The organism is Moorena sp. SIO3I6 (assembly GCF_010672095.1).
Genome location: NZ_JAAHHU010000026.1, coordinates 65163 through 87732 on the forward strand (window position 1 = coordinate 65163; position 22570 = coordinate 87732).

17 protein-coding genes are annotated in these 22570 nt (G+C 42.4%); 9 read left to right on the forward strand and 8 right to left on the reverse strand.

All coding sequences use genetic code 11. The annotated features are described in order from the left end of the window. Positions 1 to 239 precede the first annotated feature (239 nt). Complete coding sequence (locus F6K49_RS09910) at positions 240 to 1895, forward strand: glycosyltransferase family 39 protein (protein WP_293026025.1); 1656 nt, start codon at positions 240 to 242, stop codon at positions 1893 to 1895. A 68-nt stretch (positions 1896 to 1963) separates the two neighbouring features. On the opposite strand, the gene F6K49_RS09915 is transcribed toward F6K49_RS09910, so the two are convergent. Continuing rightward, on the reverse strand, positions 1964 to 3568 hold the full coding sequence (locus tag F6K49_RS09915; RefSeq protein WP_293096220.1) for a glycosyltransferase family 39 protein: 1605 nt from the start codon (positions 3566 to 3568) through the stop codon (positions 1964 to 1966). Positions 3569 to 4091: 523 nt separating this feature from the next. Then, positions 4092 to 5303 (reverse strand): transposase, encoded by a 1212-nt coding sequence (locus F6K49_RS09920; protein WP_293026034.1) that lies wholly within the window; start codon positions 5301 to 5303, stop codon positions 4092 to 4094. A gap of 243 nt (positions 5304 to 5546) precedes the next feature. Here F6K49_RS09920 and F6K49_RS09925 point away from each other — a divergent pair, with 243 nt between their 5' ends. Further along, positions 5547 to 7547 (forward strand): FAD-dependent oxidoreductase, encoded by a 2001-nt coding sequence (locus tag F6K49_RS09925; RefSeq protein ID WP_293067675.1) that lies wholly within the window; start codon positions 5547 to 5549, stop codon positions 7545 to 7547. A 480-nt stretch (positions 7548 to 8027) separates the two neighbouring features. Here F6K49_RS09925 and tatC read toward each other — a convergent pair whose 3' ends face one another. Next, positions 8028 to 8810, reverse strand: coding sequence for a twin-arginine translocase subunit TatC (gene tatC / locus F6K49_RS09930; RefSeq protein ID WP_070395249.1), 783 nt, complete (start codon positions 8808 to 8810; stop codon positions 8028 to 8030). Between the two features lie 72 nt (positions 8811 to 8882). Further along, a complete protein-coding gene (locus F6K49_RS09935) occupies positions 8883 to 10472 on the reverse strand; it encodes a glycoside hydrolase family 57 protein (protein ID WP_293096224.1) in 1590 nt (529 codons plus the stop codon). A 245-nt stretch (positions 10473 to 10717) separates the two neighbouring features. Between F6K49_RS09935 and F6K49_RS09940 the strand changes: the two genes are divergently transcribed. After that, entirely contained in the window at positions 10718 to 11917 is a 1200-nt protein-coding gene (locus F6K49_RS09940) for a histidine kinase (protein ID WP_293037618.1), read from the forward strand. A 76-nt stretch (positions 11918 to 11993) separates the two neighbouring features. Here F6K49_RS09940 and mutT read toward each other — a convergent pair whose 3' ends face one another. The 4 genes from mutT to F6K49_RS09960 all read right to left on the reverse strand — a co-directional run bounded on the left by mutT (position 11994) and on the right by F6K49_RS09960 (position 14979). After that, positions 11994 to 12407: an 8-oxo-dGTP diphosphatase MutT gene (mutT, locus tag F6K49_RS09945; RefSeq protein WP_202970699.1), complete on the reverse strand. Its 414-nt coding sequence runs from the start codon at positions 12405 to 12407 to the stop codon at positions 11994 to 11996. Positions 12408 to 12528: 121 nt separating this feature from the next. After that, a complete protein-coding gene (locus F6K49_RS09950) occupies positions 12529 to 13029 on the reverse strand; it encodes an A/G-specific adenine glycosylase (protein WP_293029534.1) in 501 nt (166 codons plus the stop codon). Between the two features lie 396 nt (positions 13030 to 13425). Next, complete coding sequence (locus tag F6K49_RS09955) at positions 13426 to 13773, reverse strand: DUF760 domain-containing protein (protein WP_293029537.1); 348 nt, start codon at positions 13771 to 13773, stop codon at positions 13426 to 13428. A 246-nt stretch (positions 13774 to 14019) separates the two neighbouring features. Beyond that, complete coding sequence (locus F6K49_RS09960) at positions 14020 to 14979, reverse strand: RNA polymerase sigma factor, RpoD/SigA family (protein ID WP_293029540.1); 960 nt, start codon at positions 14977 to 14979, stop codon at positions 14020 to 14022. 159 nt (positions 14980 to 15138) lie between these two features. On the opposite strand from F6K49_RS09960, the gene F6K49_RS09965 reads away from it, so the two are divergent. The 6 genes from F6K49_RS09965 to F6K49_RS09990 all read left to right on the forward strand — a co-directional run bounded on the left by F6K49_RS09965 (position 15139) and on the right by F6K49_RS09990 (position 22494). Beyond that, complete coding sequence (locus F6K49_RS09965; protein ID WP_293029543.1) at positions 15139 to 15777, forward strand: histidine phosphatase family protein; 639 nt, start codon at positions 15139 to 15141, stop codon at positions 15775 to 15777. Positions 15778 to 16418: 641 nt separating this feature from the next. Beyond that, positions 16419 to 17876: a PAS domain S-box protein gene (locus F6K49_RS09970; RefSeq protein WP_293029546.1), complete on the forward strand. Its 1458-nt coding sequence runs from the start codon at positions 16419 to 16421 to the stop codon at positions 17874 to 17876. 575 nt (positions 17877 to 18451) lie between these two features. Further along, a complete protein-coding gene (locus F6K49_RS09975; RefSeq protein WP_364302468.1) occupies positions 18452 to 18676 on the forward strand; it encodes a sensor histidine kinase in 225 nt (74 codons plus the stop codon). After that, a complete protein-coding gene (locus F6K49_RS09980; RefSeq protein ID WP_366514158.1) occupies positions 18676 to 20415 on the forward strand; it encodes an EAL domain-containing protein in 1740 nt (579 codons plus the stop codon). Before F6K49_RS09975 ends, F6K49_RS09980 begins: the two co-directional genes overlap by 1 nt. 24 nt (positions 20416 to 20439) lie before the next feature. Next, positions 20440 to 21555, forward strand: coding sequence for a response regulator (locus F6K49_RS09985; protein ID WP_293096227.1), 1116 nt, complete (start codon positions 20440 to 20442; stop codon positions 21553 to 21555). A 171-nt stretch (positions 21556 to 21726) separates the two neighbouring features. Beyond that, positions 21727 to 22494, forward strand: coding sequence for a YebC/PmpR family DNA-binding transcriptional regulator (locus F6K49_RS09990; protein WP_293096230.1), 768 nt, complete (start codon positions 21727 to 21729; stop codon positions 22492 to 22494). Positions 22495 to 22570 lie beyond the last annotated feature (76 nt).

A 22570-nucleotide genomic window follows, 5' to 3' on the forward strand; every position in this document is an offset into this window, starting at 1 on the left:
GGATTCGAGGCTGGGGGATTCATACTTTTTTGTGTTTGGGTAGAGACACTTAAAATGGGATAATGGGGTGACGGTTATCGGTAAGTTTCTAGATTAAGTATTATTGTTAACAGTGAAATATTATCGTTAACATTAACATTAATCATGAAACGGTCAATAAAAAGCGATCAATTACAATATCAAAATTAAACGAACACTAATAAATTTCCTTTGTACTTTTCGGTGTACTTTTTTGTGTGATGGAAACCAAACGATTACAGCTAGGGAAATTCCCTCAACCTCCCTTGCGACTATTATGCATTAGCCTACTGCTCTTAGGAATAGTCTTTCGCTTAGCCAATCTCGACAGCAAAGTCTATTGGGGGGATGAAACTTTCAGCTCCTCTAGAATTGCTGGCTATTCAGCGGAAGAAATTATCGGGGATATCTACACTGGTGAAGTCATTAGCGCGACAGAATTACAAAAATACCAGACCCCTAATTCTGACCGTAGCCTCGCCAATACCTTACGAATTATAGGGGAAGAAGCGCCACAACACCCGCCAGTTTACTATATATTAGCCCGATTCTGGGAACAATGGCTTGGTAGTTCCCTAGCACTCAAGCGCACTTTACCTGCTCTAATTAGCTTGCTGGGATTACCCTGCCTGTACTGGTTGTGCTTAGAACTATTTGGAGCATCATTGACCCCATGGCTTGCCGTGTCGCTATTCGCTGTTTCACCGATCCATATTTTGTATGCCCAGGAAGTTCGGGAATATAGTCTGTGGACTGTGAGTATCTTGCTATCGAGTGCTTCCCTGTTACGAGCGATGCGAGTCAACAGTAGGGTGAGTTGGTGCATTTATGCACTTTCTGTAGCGCTATCCTTCTACTCTCATTTATTTTCAGCACCCATTATCCTAGGTCACGGCATTTATGTCCTGATCATCGCAGGTTGGCAAGGGCGTCAACGGGTAATTGCTTACATCTCAGCGGTCACAGCAGCACTGTTGATATTTTCACCTTGGTTAGCTGTTTTCTTGGAAAACGAACCTAGAGCTAGCAAGGAATGGGGATGGGTCATTAAAGAATTACCCCCCCTGGATCTGGGTCGATATTGGCTGAAGAATCTACTCTACGGCTTTTTTGATGTACCCCTAGGCAAGGAGTACCCGTTTGACCTAACCTTTAGCTACACCCAGCCGAGAACTTACCTAGTCGTACCAATTATTGTGCTAGTGATTTATGGGCTATATTTTCTCTGTCGCTATACTCCAAAACAGGTTTGGCTATTTGTTTTGCTCCTCATGGGATTTACTAGTCTACCCCTAGTGCTACCAGATGTGATTTCAGGAGGCATGCGCTCAACGATTGCTCGATATCAACTCCCAAGTTACATCGGGATTCAACTAACTATTTCCTATTTACTCTCCACCAAACTAACTAAGTTTTCGATTGGTATTTGGCAAAAACGTTTATGGCGATTGACTACAGTTATATTGCTCTCTTGTGGTGTGATATCTGGTGTGCTGATTGTCCAAGCTGAAACTTGGTGGACGAAGTACAGTGACTACTATAATGCAGACGTTGCGAATATTATTAATCAGTCTCCTGCTCCCCTTGTACTAAGCGATAGTACTCACAATCGAATTCTATCCCTGAGCCATAAGCTTGAGCCCAAGGTTCAATTACAACTCATCAAAAAAATCAAAAATGTTTCAGAAATACCTGAAGAAAAATTACCAAAAATATCGGGTAAATTTAGTGATGTTTTTGTCTTGGAAAATATTCCATCACCATCATTGCTACGCCCCAGTATGGAAAAGCATAATAACTATAAATTTAACCTGATATACGAAGGAAATATTGGATTTAAAAAACGAAAAGTTCTGTTGTGGAAAAAAAATGATTAGATTGATTAGTCATTAGTCATGAGTGATTGGTCATTGGTGAAGTGGGTTTGACCTTTTGACTTTTGGTTTCACTGCACTAGCTTCCAGAGATGCTTGCGTTTATGAGCTGGTTTAACGTCATAGGGTGACTCCTCTTCAAATTTTTGTCGAAGTTTTGGAGAAGGTCTATATAAGAAGACGTCACTGAAACTGGAAAAAACTTTAGGAGAATCCTTAGTTTTGATTAACTGTAAGGTCACGTTGGGCTCAAGTAAATAACTGAGAGACACTAATCGCATGATATCACTACTAATCACCAAGGGACGATTGGCTTCATTAATAATATGAGCTTCCTCAGGCGTGTAATAGTTACTGTATTTATGCCACCAAGTTTCTGCTTGAGAACTAATGGCACAAGAGAGCACACCTGCTGAAATAACTGTAATAGCAACTAATCGCCATAGTTGTTGTTGTTTTATTGTCTGACCATTAAGGGGATTAATTTTTTTAGCAAGGAGGTAAGCAACAGCAAGTTGTATACCCAAGTAAGAAGGAATGAAATAGCGCGCCATGCTGGAACGCTGTCCTCCTAAAATTAAATCCTGAGCAATAGGAAACATCCCAACAACTGCGATCATGGTCAAGATAAATAACCAAACCCGCTGCTGACTATGACGAAATATAAAATAAATAGAATAGCCTACGATAATTAAAATAAGGATATCGAAATAAATCAGTAAATGGTCGTAGTTAAACTTTAGATCTCGACCTGACCGCACATCAAATAAGGGATTGTTATAGCCAATCTGGATATCGAAAAACACAGAACTCAGATTGATAAGCCAGCGGGTGATCAGTTTACCGAGTGGAGTCTCTTTATCCGCCCAATCCCCCAATTCAATACCGTTTTCAATTACCAATATGAGCCAAGGTAAAAAGGCGATAATCCCGAAAAGCGAAGCTAATCCATACCTAATTACTTGCGTACTAAAACGAAATTTTTCTGTAAAAATAACATAGATGCTATGTCCAATAAAAACTAATCCAGAAAGCAAATAGCTGTAGAGATTTAGAGAAACTGTTATGGCATAGATTACCCAACTCATCATTGTGCTAAGACGCATCGCCCTCAGCAAGGCTATGCTGGAAAGCAATGTGGTCAATGTCCACAAGCTATATTGTCGAGCTTCCTGGGCATACAACACATGAAATGGAGAGACACACAGCAATGCGATCGCAATCCATCCTGTTAGGGGAGACTCGAACAACTCCAAACAAAGCCAATAAATGCACGGCAAAGTCAAAAGACTAATCAAGGCTGGTAAACTTCTCATCACCGTAACGGAATAACCGAACAATTTTGCCCAAAAGTGAGCCATCACAAAATATAACGGTGAATGTTGTGGTTCATGTAACGCTAACCCTTGGATCGTGTCACCTACATCTTTGTTATCATTAGGACGCTGATACTGCTGTAAATCTTTAACATTAATTTGACGACCATCAATGTCTTGGATAATTTCTGCTTTGGTATAACCAGAAATTCGCAATGATGTATATGCTTCATCAATCCAATAGACTTTTTTGTCAATATTGACTAATCGAAAAACTATCCCCAGGAGTAATATAATAATAATTAAATACTTAGACCATTGACCAGATGTAGGTCGATAAAATTTTAGATTATTTCCCATGAATTATAGGTGTGGGGGTTATTAATTGGTGGCCTTTGAGCAGAGGTTAAGCATTGGATAAGCGTTGGTAAAATTAAGTTAGCCGTTTTAGGCAACACCAAATGGTAAAGCTTACCCCTCAGCAGCAGTATGGCAAGACTAAATTCATTGCCAGCACTTTCAAACCGTAGCCGAATCGTGATTTAAGACTGAAACTCGGAATTTAGGGAAGGGAGCAGTGAAGGCAATACCAAAGGCGGGATATGACGACTGGTAGTTCTGCCTTAGTTAGAAAGATTATCAGCCAACGACACCGGCTTAGCCATCGTATTGATTAGTCCCTTACATATCTTTACATAAATTCTTTCCGTTCAATCAACTCTACCAACTTAGCTGTATTATGGAAGATAAAATCCATTGCCTTTATATATATGTGGTGATTTGTTTAATACTGGCTGTGGTGATTATTGGGATTCCGCTGCTAATTATATTAGGTATTGTCAGTCTAATTATGCCCATAATTGCCTTATTGACACTCCCCGTCCTAGAAGAACGGGGATTCTTTGATCAACGAGGTCACTTGCTTCTTCAGACCGGAATCAGAAGAAGTAGAGGTGTCCTCTCCTAAAGCGTTGGGATCGATGATCCAGGTTCCGGTGTGCCCCACCGTACCCAAGGCTCTTTTTAGGATATTGATAGCTGCATTATGATCGCGATCTAAAACACATCCACACTTACAGGTGTGAGTCCTCGTTGATAGCGATTTCTTGACAACTTCACAACAGCTGGAACAATTTTGACTAGTATAAGCGGGATTAACTGCTATCGTTTGTCTACCAAACTTTTGTCCAAAATATTCCAGCCATTTCCTGAACTGATACCAACCTGCATCATTAATAGATTTAGCAAGACAATGATTTTTAACTAAATTTATTACTCTTAAATCTTCGTAAGCAACCACATCGTTAGAGTGGATTACGCAGCGCGCCAGTCTCTTGGCGTGCTCTTCACGCTGCCTACTTATTTTAAGATGTGTCCGGCCTAATTTATTAACGGCTTTCTTACGGTTGGATGAGCCTTTCTTTTTGCGAGAAACCCGACGCTGGTAAAACTTCAGTCTTTTTTCGCCTTTACGATAAAACCTAGGATTTGGCTCTACGCCTCCCTTGGAATCGGTATAAAATTCCTTAAGTCCTACGTCTAGCCCAATATTAGTATGAGAAGGTTCTAAAGATTCCTTTTCATCAACTTTTATACAGAACTGAACATAGTAACCATCCGCGCGGCGCACTAATCTAACTCGCTTAATTAGCTTCTGATCATAACGCCATAATTCCCAAGTTCCTTTAAGTCTTAGTTTTCCAATACCTTTTTTGTCTAAGAAATCTATTGACTTAGTATCAGAAGACAACTTCCAGCCCGATGTTTTGTATTCAACCGATCTGGAAAATTTCTTGAATTTGGGATATCCCTTTTTGCCAGGAACTTTCTTTTTGCATTTATCGTAAAATCTAGCAATTGAGCTATAGGCTCTTTCAACCGAAGCTTGACATGCATGAGAGTTCAAATCCTTTACAAAAGGATATTCAGCTCTAAGCCACGTATTATGACGATACAGTTCTTTTTGTCCTATACCCTTATTGTCCATCCAATAACGGATGCACTTGTTGCGGACAAATTGACCAGTGCGGATCGCCTCATCAATCGCGGCATATTGAGTTTTATTCCCTTTGACCTTGAACTCTAAGACGATCATTTTGACGTGAAAAAACTCTACGTAATATTGTAGCACAAAAAAAAGCCGTCGAACGAAGGACGGGGCTTGAAACCCAAATTTTTTAGTCAAGGTGCTGGAAAATCCTAATCAGCCCTATCGCTACCCGTATATTTTTCGGGTGCTTTGACATGCCATGGCATAATTGATACAACGTTTGGGAGATGACAGTATTGATAAGTTAGGGTAATTTATCGTCAAAGATTTTACTGACTATCTCGAATCATGAAGCGATCGCTTGTCCGTATTTCCCTATTCATATCATTACTAGGGTTTACTCCATCTCCTGGTATAGCAGCTCCCCCTAGAACTCCAGACCAAACCGAAGCCTGTGAAATCTTAGTGATTGGAGGTGGATTGGCTGGTGCTGCGGCTGCCTATGAAGGCTTATTGGCCGGGCAAACGGTGTGCTTGACTGAGATTACCGACTGGGTAGGGGGACAAATTTCTGCCCAAGGAACCTCTGCTCTGGATGAACGACCCACTCAGCGATCGCGTTTATTCTATCCTAAGGGCTATCTAGAATTACGCGATCGCATTAAACGCTACTACCGTCAACTCAATCCTGGGGACTGCTGGGTAAGCGAATCCTGTTTTCTACCCCGTGATGCTCACCAAATCCTGTTTAATATTTTACGAAAGGCGGCCAAACGGGGAAAAGGGACATTAAAATGGTTTCCCTCTACTGTAGTTAAGGAACTAGAGATTAGCCCAGATGGCAAAACCATTGACAGTGTGATTGCTATTCAGCACAAAAGTACTGCTGATGCTCCTGCCCTGAACACCTTTCCCCTATCTCAAACTATTGAAGATTGGTATAGCTACGAGAATTCCTCCCGCTTTGAGAAAAGCATTTTGCGCATTGTTCCCCAACAGACCCAAGACAATAGTTCTAATTGGTATATTATCGACGCAACAGAAACTGGTGAAATTATTGCCCTAGCTGACGTTCCCTACCGTTTGGGGATTGACTCCCGCTCCTACCTAAACCCTTCCGCATCTAGTGCTACTGACGACCCCTATTGCACCCAAGGCTTTACCTACACCTTTGCCATGGAGCAAACCAAGGAGCCTCAAACCCAAGAAATGCCCTCCTTTTACCCGCAATACCAACCCTACTACAGCTATGAATTACAGCGCCTAGCGGACTTTGAAGGAGTATTCACCTATCGGCGAATTTGGAGTTCTAAGCGGGGTAAACGGATCCGATGGGGGGTTACTGCTCCCACTCCAGGGGACATTTCCATGCAAAACTGGACATGGGGTAATGATTATCGTCCTGGCACTTCAGAAGATAATCTAGTTTACACCCGTCGCCAATTACGAACTACTGGTCAACTGGCTCCCGGTGGCTGGATGGGAGGCTTGCGTACGGAAAGTCTACGGAAAGGAGAAGAAAACGCTCTCGGTTATTACTATTGGCTAGTCGCAGGAACTACCGACTCCCAGCTTGGGGATGGGGTAAAAGAGCCTCATCCCAATCACCGCTATCTAACGGGGTTAGATTCTCCGATGGGGACAATGCATGGGTTGTCTAAATATCCCTATATACGGGAAGGGAGGCGGATTATTGGACGCCCTTCCTTTGGCTATCCTCAAGGCTTTACTATATCAGAAGTGGATATTTCCCGCCGTGACTACCAGGATGAGTATTATCGGCAGACCCTCTCACCAGACGAATATCGCCGCTTATGGGCAGTACTGGCTGGATTAGAAGCCCCCTCTGTGATTCAAGGTAAAATCCAGCCAGATCAAGTCAGTCAACGCAGTCGCTCTACTATCTATCCTGATTCTGTGGGTATTGGTCACTATGCCATTGACTTTCATCCCTGTATGACCCTAAGTCCAGCAGAAACCCCAGGAAACACCGAGCGTCAAGGGGAACGGCGGGGAGCAGGTCAAGCCTATCCGTTCCAAATTCCCCTGCGAGCAATAATTCCCCAGAAAATTGACAACCTATTAGTAGGAGGTAAAAGTATTGCTACCAGTCACATTGCCGCTGCTGCTTATCGGGTGCATTCCTTTGAATGGTCATCCGGTGCTGCTGCTGGTACAACCGCTGCTTTTTCCTTAGAAACTGGGATAGCACCTTACCAGCTTCTAGAAGAACCCCTCCTGCAACAAACCCAACTCCAAGCTCTACGCCAGCAGTTGGAAAAAAACGGTAATCCCACCGCTTTCCCAGACACTTCCATCTTTAATCAGAATTGGGAGGATTGGCGGTGAACTGAGACAGTTAACTAATAGTAACTATCGATAGTAATTATCTTTAGTAGGCTACATTTTTTGATAATGGCTCTTCCATAGATATAGCAACCGCCAGGGCGGTTGCTATATTATCTGTTTCTCAATAGTAATAAGTCATGGTTGTGCCATGACTTATTATTAATAATTAGCGACAATAATGCTAAAGATAGTTAGTTAGTAATTGGTCATTAGTAATTAGACTACTATTCCCTATTCCCTATTCCCTATTCCCAGAAGGTATTTGTAGCCAACATTCAATTACCTTCTGGTTTAGATATTGATACTAATCAGTATTTTTAACTATCATAGCATGCTGATTAATATCAGCTGTGGTAGTCATAAAATTAGCAAATTAGTTGGTAATTAAAGTTCGCTGACAATTAACGCATATCCAGCACATGCTAACAATTATAAGCGCGATGGTAGTTTTGATAGCGGGTTGATTAAGCTGACTTAATATTATTTCCCGACCAACTTTACCATTCCAATCCCACCAAAATACAGACCAAGTACAGCACCCCCCAGTAAACTTTGAGTGAGAGGATCTGTCGAAGGAGTCAGCACCGCTCCCAAGATAGCTGCTCCTAGGACAACTGTGCGCCAACCAGAAAGCATTTGCTTGGAAGAAACAATTCCCAAAAACCCCAGTAACATTTGAATAACTGGGATTTGAAATGCCAAGCCAGTACTAAACATCAACAATAATACAAATTCAAAATACTTATCAATTGACCACAACTGCTCTACTACATCTGCTCCGTAACTGATAAAGAAATTCAGAGCGGCAGGAATTAGAGCAATGTAGGCAAATACCAAGCCTAGGAAAAACAGAACTGTTGATCCTAAAACCACAGGTCCGATGAAGCGTCGCTCCCGACGAGTTAACCCTGGTAAAACAAATAGAAGGATTTGGTAAAGAATAAAAGGACTAGCAACCAATAAGCCACTATAGCCAGCCACTTTCAAGGACACAAAAAAGTATTCCCCTGGAGCCAGTTGCAGAAACTTGACCCCCCTAGCTGGAATTTCCAGCAACTGAACAATCGGCTTAACTGCCACAAAGCAGCCAGCCATGGACAAGAATACAGCAATCAGCGAGTAAAAAATCCGCTTTCGCAACTCCTCTAAATGGTCGAACAGAGACATCTCGACATCATTAGGTACCTCGTCGAGATAGGTCTCAGGGTCTTTGAGAGTATCCAAACTTTCCTGGGGAGCAGTATCTAACTCAGAAGGCGTCATGGATTTTGATTGGCTTAGGGAACGTTCTCTATTGTATCTTCTTGTATCTTCCCAGGATTGTGTGGGGAGATTTCAAACAGGACGATAGACGCGATAGTTAATCTTGGGAAAGATATTGTCAATTTTCTCGACTTTCTCCAGCCAGCCTGCATCAATCTTGCCCAGCTTGATATCATCGTAAAGCTTATTAAAGCGCATCAAATGCGATCGCGTTCGTCTAACTGCATAAGGTACCATTGTCTCGGTGCGCATAATAAATGCCCAGTCTGACGATTGCGCTAGTAGTAACTCTCGCGCTGCTTGATTTAATGCCTTCCACTCCAACTCATCTGTAGCTTCCAACCTTGACAGCTCAATCATCCGTTCTGTAGCTTTGTGCAGATGAGGGTAAATCCAGGTATTGGTTTCATTCAGCCAGTATTCATGAAAGCCCTGATACCCCCAGCTAGATTGAGAAGGTTTACAGACTTGTTGGATCGGATTATTCCGCAAATAATCTGCCAAATGAGTCATTTCATAGGTGTTCTGGTCATACCAGGACTTACGGAGCAAGACATCCAGAAACCAAGGTCCCTCGTACCACCAGTGACCAAATAACTCTGCGTCATAGGGAGATACCACAATCGGAGAACGCTGTATCATTGCTGCTAGATGTTTAACCTGCTGCTGGCGATTAAACATGAAATTTCCAGCATGTTCCGCAGCTTTGTCTTTTGCCCAATACGGATCATACAGTTGCTTTTCCCCTAATCCTATACCACGGTCTGTAATTTTGTGATATTTTATACCCGTATTCTTCCGCTGTCCATGGGGCATAATATATGCTTTAATGTAATCATAATCTGCTTCCCAGCCTAAATCCTTGTAGAATTCCCGATATACTGGATCTCCTGGATACCCGACTTCCGAAGACCACACCTGCTGGGATGACTCATGGTCACGACCAAAGGCAGCAACTCCTGTCTCAGTATAAATGGGGGCATAGGTACCAAACCGTGGTCGGGGACGAGCGTACAGAATACCATGACTATCCATCAGAAAATAGCGCAAACCAGCATCTGCTAGCATCTCCTCAATCCCTTCGTAGTAAGCGCATTCCGGTAACCAGATGCCCTTGGGCGGACAGCCAAAGTTTTGCTCATAATGTTCACAAGCCACCCGAATTTGAGCCCAAACTGCTTGGGGATACATCTTCATCAGAGGAAAATAGCCATGGGTAGCACCGCAGGTGATAATTTCCAGGTTATTACTGTCTAAAAATTTTTTAAATGCCTTGACTAAATCCCTTTCATAGTGTAACCATGTTTGGCGAATGGCGCTGAACTCTTGAACATAATGTTGGGCTAGGTAACGGATATGACCATTATGCTGATTATGCTCAACCTCCTTCTTGGCTAGTTCTTGGAGCAGTGACAGATGGCGCTCATAACGTTCTTGTAGTAGTGGATCCCGTAGCATCGACACCAAAGGTGGTGTCATACTAATGGTTATTTTGAAGTCAATCCCATCCCGCTTTAATCCCTCAAAAACATGTAGTAGGGGAATATAGGTTTCAGTAATGGCTTCAAATAGCCACTCTTCTTCTAGAACATAATCACTTTCTGGATGCCTAACAAACGGTAAATGGGCGTGAAGGACAAGAGCAAGGTAGCCAATAGCCATGATCAAGTAGCAGCCGTGGGTAGATTATTAAAGGAGAATTGACGCAATCCGCGATAATGTTACATTATTTTAAGATTTTAGTCTCAAATAGACTGGGAAAGTGCCAGAAAAGGGCTGGTTAGTAACGAGACTATAAAATAATAAAATAGACATTAAATTGTAAGGAAGCACACATCACCAACAAAAAATAACAAATCTTAGTCTTATTCCAGCCTTATTGGTTAAGAGTGCTAACACCAAATTGCATGCAGGCAGCTACAGAAACATACACTAACTCCCCAACCTTTCTACAACTGCTGCTGTTTGTCGATGAACGTCCCGGTTCCCGTAAACAGCTCCAGTCTATCCACCATTATCTGGAAACTCTCAAGACAGAGTATCCCTTTGAACTAAAGGTTGTGGATGTTGGGGAACAACCCTATCTAGCTGAACACTTTAAGCTAGTAGCAACCCCAGCACTGATTAAGATTAATCCGAAACCCAAACAAACCCTTGCAGGTAGTAATCTAGTTGCCCAGCTGAAGAACTGGTGGCCCCGCTGGCAACGCTCTCTAGAAGAAAACCAAACCCAACTTACCCAAGGATTCCCTTTACAACCAACTGTTAGCTCATCTAACTCCTCGGCTGAGACATCACCAGAGACAGCTGGTTCCCTGGCTTGTGCCTTGGAACTGATTCGACTGTCCGACGAAGTATTTCGCCTCAAGAAAGATAGAGAAGAATTGCTTGAGCAGCTGCAATTTAAAGACCAAGTCATATCCATGTTAGCTCACGACTTGCGCAGTCCTTTGACAGCAGCATCCATTGCCTTGGAAACCCTACAGCTAGAGCAACCAGTAGCCCAGAATGGCAGAAAATCTGGGCTGACGCCACAGCTAAAGGCACGGCTGTTTGAGCAAGCTCGTAATCAATTGCGCACTATCAACCGGATGGTGGTGGATCTGCTGCAAGCTAGGAAGGGAAGTAATGCTGAATTCAACATCCGACCTCATAAGCTGAATTTTGGCAGACTTTGCCAAGACGTTCTAGTTCAGATGCATGAACAGTTTCAGCTCAAAGCTCAGGTTCTGCAAACCGACATCCCACAAGACTTGCCTCCTGTCTACGGCGATGAAGAATTGGTGCGTCAGGTGCTAATTAACCTGCTGGATAATGCGATTAAGTATACTCCCAAAGGGGGGAAAATTGCTGTGTCTAGCATCCACCGTACTACCCAGAAAGTTCAAGTTAGCGTTTGCGACAATGGTCCTGGTATACCACAAGAAAATCGCGATCGCATTTTTGAAAACCACTTCCGCCTTAAGCGAGACGAAGCTATAGAAGGCTATGGGTTGGGCTTAGCCCTATGTCAAAAGATTATCCGTGCCCACTATGGTCGCATTTGGGTTGATTCACCTATCAAGGGTGGCAGCTGTTTTCACTTCACCTTACCGATTTATCGATAGGAAATGGGGTTTAAGGTTTAAGGTTTAAGGTTTAAGGTTTAAGGTTGTTTTCTTGAACTGATCAGGTAATCGCTGTTCAGTCTTGAGAGCGCAAAGCCGCAATAATCTGAGTATTGGCTTTGGGGAAGGGAAACTGATCTACTTCATCTAAGGTTACCCAGCGAATCTCATCACATTCAATAGGTTGCGGAACACCACTGAGATGGCGACAGTGGTGTACACTTAGCACAACACGAAAGTGGCTGTAGGCGTGATTAATTGTGATCAGGTGTTCACCAACCTCAATCTCAATGCCCAATTCTTCCTGAATTTCCCGTTTAATACATTCCGGAACAGTTTCACCAAGCTCAATTTTGCCACCAGGAAACTCCCAAAGACCACCCAATAAGCCTTTTGCAGGTCGGCGGTCGATTAGAATTTGTCCCTGGTCGTTCCAAATCACAGCGACACCGATATTTTTTGTGGGTAGGGGAGAAGATGGTTCACGCATAGGTATTTCAGATTGAATACCATGATTGTAAGCCTGACAGTAAGTTTTCCAGGGACAATCAGGGCAATTGGGAGTTTTCCGAGTACAGATAGTTGCTCCCAAATCCATTATTCCGTAGGTTTTACTCTCGAGGATGTTGATGATCCAGTAAGGCTTCTGATAGCTTCCATAATTGTTGAGTGGCTTTGGCAGGTGGTATCGACAATGCTACCAATCGTGCTATTACTCGTTTAACATTACCATCGAGAATAGGCACTGGCTGATTGAAGGCAGCGCTGAGAATACCACCTGCTGTTGTTCTACCAATCCCTGATAATGCTAAGACCTGGCTCAGCTCTTGGGGAAAAACGCCACCATGACACTGCATAATTGTTTTAGCGCAGGCGTGCAAGTTGCGAGCACGGGAGTAATATCCCAGACCCTCCCAAGCTTTGAGGACTTGCTGTAAATCAGCAGATGCCAGATGTTCGAGGGTGGGAAATTGCTCCATCCAGCGGTGATAGTAGGGAATGACCGTTTTGACCTGGGTCTGCTCTAGCAGAATTTCAGACACCCAGATGCTATAGGGTTCCCAACTTCGTCGCCAAGGTAAATCTCGACCAGCTCTGGTATACCAGTCCAAGAGTGATCTTCTTTGTTCCGATACTTTTTAGCTACCAAAGTCTATCAAGATAAACTTTAGCCCGCCAATGCAAGCTGATTCGAACGCCAGGGGGTATCTCCCAAAGCACAAAGAAATATTCCTCGTGCGCCATTAAATTTCTAGAACCAGATCCAATGTCACTACAAAACCCTTGGTTTTCGGGAAATATTAATTAAGACAAGGTCGTGGCACTAATATAATAGTTAAAGTATAGCAAATTACTTGAGGCAATGGCCAACCTTTGTGATACTTTTGCCTACTGTCCACTAACCTCAATAATAGAAACCGACAGACTCAGGTGATGATCTGCCGATATTCGATTGGGCATTTTCTATCAAAAATCTATAGATTCAGCCCTATGGGGCCAAGGTTTGACTAATCTTCCTCCACAGATTGAGATTCAGCTATTTGCAAAGACTTGTCAAAAACCATACGTTGTTCAGCGTTCCTAAGGAAATAGCCGCTAACCATGGCTGAAGCCAAAAGGCGACCTAGATTCTCACGGCTAGTACTGATCGTTACGCCAAAGTCTTGGGAAGGCAAGTTTCCCAACATTCCCATAATATTGTTTTCCATCACCTGATAGACTTCCGAAGACGTTGGTCTAGACAGCTGGGTAATGGTTTCTGGACTCATTGATTGAACATACTGCCAGAGTAAATTATTGTCAGAATCTTTATCAAAGAATTCAGGAACATGATTGGGATTGGATGCGTTATTCACCGTTTTACCTCCTAGCGATGGCTAATTCCGGTTTTTCTACTAGAGTCGGCAGCCAATGATGATGTTTATCTGTTTAGCTCTACTGCTTCGTATTTGTAATTACTTTAACAGGCAAGTGACCATGGCAAAGTAGGTGGAACCGAACCATCTAGGATCTGATTTTCTCACCTATTGGTCATTAGTCATTGGTGATTGTAGCTAATGACTAATGACTAATGACTAATGACTAAACCGACTCAGAAAAAATTAACTAGCTGGGATATATTCCCGCATATCCCCTTGACGCTTACGAAGTTTAGCGATCGCTTCTCGTTCGATTTGTCGCACTCGTTCACGGCTGATGTTGAGGTGTTGACCAATTTTGGCTAATGTCATTGGTTCGTCCTCTGCCAAGCCATAACGGAGTCTCAACACCTGCCTCTGCTGCGGTGTCAAATCATCCATGAATTTCTCTAAGTCTAGCTGCATTAACGATTGAGTCACAAAGTCTTCTGGTCCAGGACCGGTGTCTTCGAGCAACTCAACTAATTCTGTATCTTTGTTATCCCCCACTCGCAACTCCAAAGAGAGGGGTTGACGTGCTTGCTCGAAGTACTCGCGCAATTGTGATGGTGTTAGGTTCAACTCAATTGCCAATTCTGAGATAGTAGCTGTTCGTCCCAGCTTTTGGGAAAGTTGGCGCTGGGCTTTTTTGATTTTGTTTAACTTCTCGGTAATATGGATAGGAAGGCGAATCGTGCGCCCTTTTTCTGCGATCGCACGAGTAATTGCCTGCCTTATCCACCAGTAGGCGTAGGTAGAAAAACGATAGCCTTTGGTAGGGTCAAATTTTTCTACACCCCGCTGCAAGCCGATGGTTCCCTCTTGAATCAAGTCCAGCAACTCGAGATTACGCTTAATGTATTTCTTTGCCACTGCCACCACCAATCGCAAATTGGCTTCCACCATCTTGCGTTTAGCGGATTCACCAACAGCTATGCTAGACTTTAACTGAGAATCCGTTAGGCAAGATGCTGTTGCCCACTCAGAAAACGTAGGTTCACGACCCAGCTGTTGGACAAGGGACTCTTTGACTTCCTTTAAGGTTGTTAACTGTTTAACCTTTTTCCCGTAAGAAATTTCCTGCTCATGGGTCAGTAATGGTACACGACCGATTTCCTTTAAATAGGTACGAACTAAATCTGTAGAGTCCTGAGCGGTTTTCATTGAATTCGATGGCGTTATCAGTGAGATTTAAATTAAGAAAATTAAAGCAGACCATGCTGGTTTTCCAAACCAGATGATAAGCTTTGTGGGATTCCAGTTAAATTATTTTAATAAATTTTACATAACTTAACTAAATTCCCGAAGAAGGTGTAAGGTAAGATGACCCAAACAGTTTGGATTGCCAGACACGGAAACCGCCTTGACTTTGTTAACCCCGAATGGTTCAACAAGGCAGAGCGACCCTATGATCCACCCCTTTCAGTAGATGGGGAACTGCAAGCAGCGCAACTGGGTCAACGCCTTGTAGGAAAAGGAATTAGGCATATATTCGCCTCACCGTTTTTACGAACTGTCCAAACGGCTAACCAAGTCGCAGAAATTCTGGATTTACCTATTAAGCTAGAGTTGGGTTTAAGTGAATGGCTCAATCCTGAGTGGATGGCAACTGAACCAGAAAGACTGCCTAATGAAGTATTGCACAAGCAGTTTCAGCGAATTGACACCAGTTATACTTCCTGTGTAATCCCTGAATATCCAGAAACAAGTGTTGCTTTACTCAAACGAACAGGTGAAACGGCACAACGTATCACCGCTCAATTTTCAGAAGATTTACTACTGGTTGGTCACGGACCATCAGTAGTTGGAACCACTCAGGGACTAGTGGGTGCCACACAAAACATTAAAGCATCCTTGTGCTGTTTAGTTAAACTAGTGCGCCAAGAAAAACAGTGGGTGATGGAACTGAATGGAGATACCTCTCACCTGAGTCAGACAGAAGATGTCCTCCGGTTTAATTGAAGGGTATAAGCTTCGATAACATACAAAGTTGTTTTTGTCAATAGTCTACAGCCATAGTCTCCTTTGACTCATCATCTCACACTTCCCTTCGCCCAAGGGGCGACAGTGGCGCGAACGGGTAAGACCTAGGGCTAATCTGGCTGAGGGACGCGCTTTGACCCATAACCAATCACCAAAGACCAATGATACACTAACTGTTCGTGAATTTACAGGTGTCAAAATAGACAAACTAGCTAAGACACCGTAGTTTCCACGAGGGCTAGAAATTAAGACTGTGCAACAATTTAGGCATCTAGTGGTGGTATAACATCTTACCATCACCTAAGCTTGGGCGGCGAGTGTTGCCCCTATGTTCTTGGTATGGGCATGAATCGACGCCTTGCAATGGTCAGTGGTCAATGGTCAGTTGCATGCATGTAATTAGCACTTAGCCCATAGCTAAAAGCTAGTAGCTGCAAAACAACTGACACAAATTAACTAGCATGGACAACTGACCTCAAATCCCCCGAATTGATTGGTGGGGATGGGCTGAAAATTATGGTACAGCGTAGAATTGATGGCGGTTGCCTCTATGTCCAGTCTAGGCTAGACAGTTCCGCTCTTAGCTAATTTTATTGGTTATGTTACCTGAGCATAGACCCATGGAATCGAGCACTGGACATCAAAGAGTGGACTATCACCTCTTGAAAGTCCAAGCGGAAATGATTAACCAGATTGCCCAGGTTACAAGGGGGACGTTAGTCCTCAATGAATTGCTACCCACCATAGCTAATCAATTAGATCAAATCTTGCAAGTGAGTGGCTGTTTAATGTTTCCCACTCACGACCCTCCAGCTATGGCAACTCATCAAGTTAGCTTTCCCATTACCCAATCAGTGGAGAGTACAGGCGAGCCATGTCTGATCGAGGTATTTCGCCACCTCTTTCAGAGTTATCACTCCTGGCTAGCTCAGGGCAAACCGTTGATTATTCCTGAATCGGAGGGAAAACTCCCACCAGAACTGAAGGAATTAACCTATCCATGTGACCTCCGTGCCATCATGATGGTGCCACTGCTGCATGGGCAGTCTTGTCTAGGTAGTATGACCTTGTATCAGTGCGTACACGAACGAGAATGGACAGTCCAAGAAATTGCCTTTATCCGAGGGATCGCCGATCATTTTGCCATTGCCCTAACCCACCAAGAACTTGAGCAACTCTATCAAAAACAAAGCCAAGAACTTAAACAAAAAGAGTCTGCACTAAAAGTAAGCGAGGCTAGAAACCGAGCCCTCTTAGAAGCGATACCAGATGTAATCTTTCGTGTCAATCGGGATGGCTTTTACTTGGATTGGAAAGCGGCCATTGAAAACCCTGTGCTGTTTCTCAACAATAACTGTATTGGGAAACATTTACATAACTGTTTACCCACTGAGGTAGCAGGATTAATTTGGGAGCATGTGGAAATAGCCCTAGAAAGTGATGAGATGCAAGTTATTGAGTCCCCAGTCAGACAAGATGGTAAACTCCGCTACTTTGAGGCTCGTATTGTTAAAAGTGGGTTAGATGAAGTTGCTGTTATTGTCCAGGATATCACTGAGCGTATTGAAGCACGACTCACCCTAGCACAAGTCAATGATGCTTTGGAAGTCAGAGTTCAACAACGTACCGCTGCTCTGAGGAAAGCGAACCAAGCACTCAAGGGGGAGATTATTGAGCGCCAGAAGGCAGAAGAGCAGTTGCGGCAGAGTGAAGAGCGGTTTCGTAATGTCGTAGAAATTAGTAGCAATTGGATGTGGGAGATGGATGAAAATGCTGTCTATACCTACGCTAGTCCCAAAATCTGGGACTTACTCGGTTATGAACCATCAGAAGTAGTTGGCAAAACTCCCTTTGACTTAATGTTAAAGGAAGAGGCAAAACGTGTGATGGAAATTTTAGCTTCCTTTACCGTTTTAAAACAGCCCTTTAGCAACTTGGAAAATACCAGAATTAATAAAAATCGTCAGTTAGTGGTTCTGGAAACCAGTGGTGTACCAATTTTTGATCGTCTTGGCAAGTTTTGTGGTTATCGAGGAGTTGATAGAGATATCACTAAACGGAAACAAACGGAAGTATAAATCATAAAGGCACTGGCTAAAGAGAAACAACTTGGGGAGCTAAAATCCAGGTTTATAACCATGAAATCTTACGAACGAATTTGGTACCCCTATAATAACGATTTATTCATCAGGTAATTTACTGGAACATTACGGAACAAAATGATCAAAATCTAAAAATAACCATCACCTACCTCGCATTAAAAACATGGTTCAATATATAACCATAATTTTGAATGATATCTTGCTGATTGGCAAGGTATAAGCCGGTAAAATATAGTTACAGCTAAAGCCGATAGACTTGGAAAGTTTTTGCACCGATTTAATTTATAAAATCCAGCTTAATTAACGAAATGAGCACACAATAAAATTTACTTATAGCTTAGAAAAGTTTAAAAAAAAATTAGGTAGTAATCATGGAAAAAATAATGCGGCTAGTTCGTTATCATCCGCCCGACCGTATATGGATGAAAAATTGCTTAGGCAAATTTTGGAGAATTTGCTGAGTAATGCACTGAAGTATTCTCCCAAAGGTAGCATAGCACAGTACAGTTGAGCTTAAACTCACTTGCTCTGCCAATCAGGCTATCTTTAAAATCAGCGATCAAGGTATTGGTATTCCTGAAGAAGACCAAGGACTACTCTTTGAGACCTTCCATCGAGGTACGAATGTGGGGACAATTACCGGCACTGGCTTAGGACTGGCAATTGTCAAAAAGTGTCTCGATATCTACCAAGGTCAAATTGATCTAGAAAGTGAGGTCACTGTCGGTACAACGTTTACTGTAACCCTGCCAATATATTACTTGCTATCAAATTAATGATGAGAAAAATATTAGTGATTGAAGATGAAGAATTTGTCCGGGAAAACATTATAGAACTCCTCGACGCCGAAGGATTTGATGTCATTGGAGCAGAAAATGGTCGTGTTGGTGTTAATTTAGCTAAAGGAACTATCCCAGATTTAATTATCTGTGATGTCATGATGCCGGAAATGGACGGTTACAGTGTCTTAACATCCCTGCGTCAAGACTCAATGATGGCAACAGTTCCTTTTATTTTTTTGACAGCAAAGGCTGCTAAAAATGATTTTCGTCAGGGTATGGAACTAGGGGCAGACGACTATATTACCAAACCCTTTACCAGAGCAGAACTCCTCGGGTCAATTTCCAGTAGACTCAAAAAAAAAGCTGCTGTTCATAAGCATTACAATACTGAACTTCAGGAAGCTAAAAATAAACTCAATTACTTAATCCGCCATGACAGCTTGACAAACCTACCTAATCGGCTGTCGTTGCGAGAACGGTTTAAGCAAGTAAAACAACACATCGACGATAATCACAAACTGCTTACCTTTCTGTGTTTGGGTTTAGATCGGTTTAATCAAGTTAACAATAATCTCGGTCATTTTTGGGGTGATTACTTACTCAAATTTGTGGCTCAAAGCCTAACTTATTGTGTGGATAATCAGGGTACAGTTGCTCGTTTAAATGGCGATCAATTTGCCGTTATTATAGCCACAGCTCAACACAAACAAGATGTCATCAATGTTGTCCAAAGCATTCTTGAGAGCCTCTCTCAAACCATCGTTCTGGATGATCAAGAAGTTTTTATCACCGCCAGTATTGGTATTACCATTTATCCCCGTGATGGTGAAGACGTTGAACAATTACTCAATCATGCCAACCAGGCGATGCTTCAGGCAAAGCGTCACGGTGGTGATCAATATCAGTTTTACACCAGTTCCTTGAATGTCAATTCTTCAAATTATCTTACCTTGCAGAGTAGCTTACGCTATGCTTTGGAACGGGAAGAATTCCAGGTTTACTATCAACCCCAAATCAGTCTCGAGACAGGAAAAATTGTTGGTGCTGAAGCTCTATTACGTTGGCATCATCCAGAACTTGGTTTGATTCCCCCAGCAAAATTTATTCCAATCGCGGAAGAAACGGGTCTGATTATATCCATTGGAGAATGGGTATTACAGCAGGCTTGTCAGCAAGCTAAAGTCTGGCAAAATGATGGATTCACCTCTTTTCGGATAGCAGTAAATTTATCAGGTCGTCAATTTAATAAACCAGATTTTTACCATAATTTGATCAAGATTTTGCAGTCAACTGAGTTAACCGCTCGAACTCTAGAACTAGAACTAACTGAAAGTATACTAGTAAAAAACACTGAAACTGCTATTCGTCAGTTAAATGAATTAAAAAACCTAGGATTAGAAATTGCAATTGATGATTTTGGAACCGGATATTCTTCATTAAGCTATTTACAACAATTTCCCTTTGATGTTCTCAAAATTGATCAGTGCTTTGTCCGTAATATTGTGCAGAAACCTAACCAGGCTGCTATTACTAAGGCCATTATCCAAATGGCAAAAAGTTTAAATCTAAAACTGATTGCTGAAGGAGTAGAAACTCAAGAAGAATTGGCTTTTATTTATTCTCATAAATGTGATCGAGTTCAGGGTCATTTGATTAGTAGGGCTTTACCAGCGCCGGAATTTAAACGTTTACTCAATAGCGGTATTGGGTTCCCACTGCCTCAAGTCAATTAGATTAGTTTCACAAAGCGCAAAACAATGGTAAGAACAAAAATTCTGTTAATTGAAGATGAACCTTCAGTACGAGAAAATATACTGGAGTTACTGGAGGCTGAGGATTTTGAGGCGATTGCTGGTAGTAATGGTCGGATTGGTATCGAGTTAGCCCAGCATGAATCGCCAGATTTGATTATTTGCGATGTCATGATGCCAGAACTTGATGGTTATGAGGTATTGCAGACGTTGCGTAAACATCCTACTACGGCAACCATTCCTTTTATGTTTCTCACAGCTAGAGCTGAAAAAACTGATCAGCGCCAAGGAATGGAATTAGGAGCAGATGATTATCTGACCAAGCCATTTACTAGAGTAGAACTACTAGGAGCAATTACTACTCGATTGGAAAAGCAAGCTGCCCTTGAGTTGCAAAAAGATAAAAAACTGGATGATTTGCGCAGCCATATTACACTGTATTTGCCCTATGAAATGGATAAACCCCTAAATCGGATTCTGGATATTTCTAAACTAATCATGGAGCAATGGGAGAGTTTGGAACGATATCAAATTAAGACTATGGCAGAAGATATCCATCAGTCGGGTGAACGTTTATTAAGGTTAATTCAGAACTTTTTACTTTATGCAGAGCTTGAAATGATCGCTACAGATTCCAAGAAATTAGAAAATCTGCGAAATACTACCAGTACATTACCTAATCCGGTTCTGGCTAATTTGATTCAGAATCTTGCTCAAAAGACAGGACGGGTTGCGGATTTGGAATTAGATTGGCGAGAGGCTACTATTGCTATGTCGCAAAACCGACTTAATAAAATGTTGGAAGAGTTAATTAATAATGCCTTTAAATTCTCACAAGAGGGAACACCTGTTTGGGTAAATAGCTATTCAGAAAATAATACCTTGATCTTGTCAGTCCACGACAAGGGACAAGGGATATCTGAAACTGAAATGGCTGAATTGGAAGCTGACTTACAGTTTAAAGGTAACCTTTACGAACAACAAAGCTCAGGGTTGGGGCTAGTGATTGCTAAACGTCTAGTTGAGTTACATGGTGGTAAATTAACAATACATAGTACACTAGGAGAACAAACTACAGTGCAAGTAATGCTACCCCTAATCTCCAAAGGGCTACTCCCTTGACCAAGAACCATTTAGGATCTACCATTTACCATGGACTTTCTTTCCTTAAGTTAGTACCTATCCTAGCAGAAACAATATTATATTATATTATGGAATGACTTGGGTAGGTTATATGCTTAAACCAAGAATTGGAGGTATTTTGTAACTTGGGTTGTAATCAACTTAACCGTTATGGCAGGACATAGTAAATGGGCAAATATTAAGCGTCAGAAAGCGAGGGTTGATGCAGTTAAAGGTAAGACCTTTGCTAAAATCTCTCGGGAGATTATAGTAGCTGCTCGCAATGGTATCCCGGATCCGGAGGGTAATTTTCAGCTGCGGCAAGCGGTGGAAAAGGCGAAGGCAGCAGGGATTCCTAATGACAACATTGAAAGAGCGATCGCAAAAGGAGCAGGTACCCTAGGCAATGAGAGTGACAATCTCGAAGAAATTCGCTATGAGGGGTATGGTCCAGGAGGCGTTGCTATCTTGATCGAAGCTTTTACTGATAATCGGAATCGGACAGCAGCTGACCTGCGCTCAGCATTTACTAAGAATGGTGGCAATCTGGGTGAAACAGGCTGCGTTAGCTGGATTTTTGAGCAAAAAGGTATCGTTACGCTTACGGGTGATATCACAGAGGACCATTTGTTTGAAGCATCCCTTGAAGGGGGAGCTCAAACTTATGAGTTGAACGAGGATTCCGAAGGTGTAACGGCTGAGGTATTTACAGAAGTTAGCAACCTGGAAAACCTGAGTCAAATTTTGAAAAATCAGGGCTTTGAGGTCAGTGAGGCGCAGTTGCGCTGGATTCCTAGTAATACGGTGGAAGTGACTGACCCAGATCTGGCGCGGACGCTTTTAAAATTAATGGATGCTCTGGAAGAGTTGGAGGATGTACAAAATGTTACCGCCAATTTCGAGATGTCCGATCAGCTGATGTCCCTGAGCATGATCTAGCAGATAAAATATTATAAACCACTATAGGTAATTTTAAATGTTTCTATCTGCCAAGACAAAGCAAAAGCGAACAGAT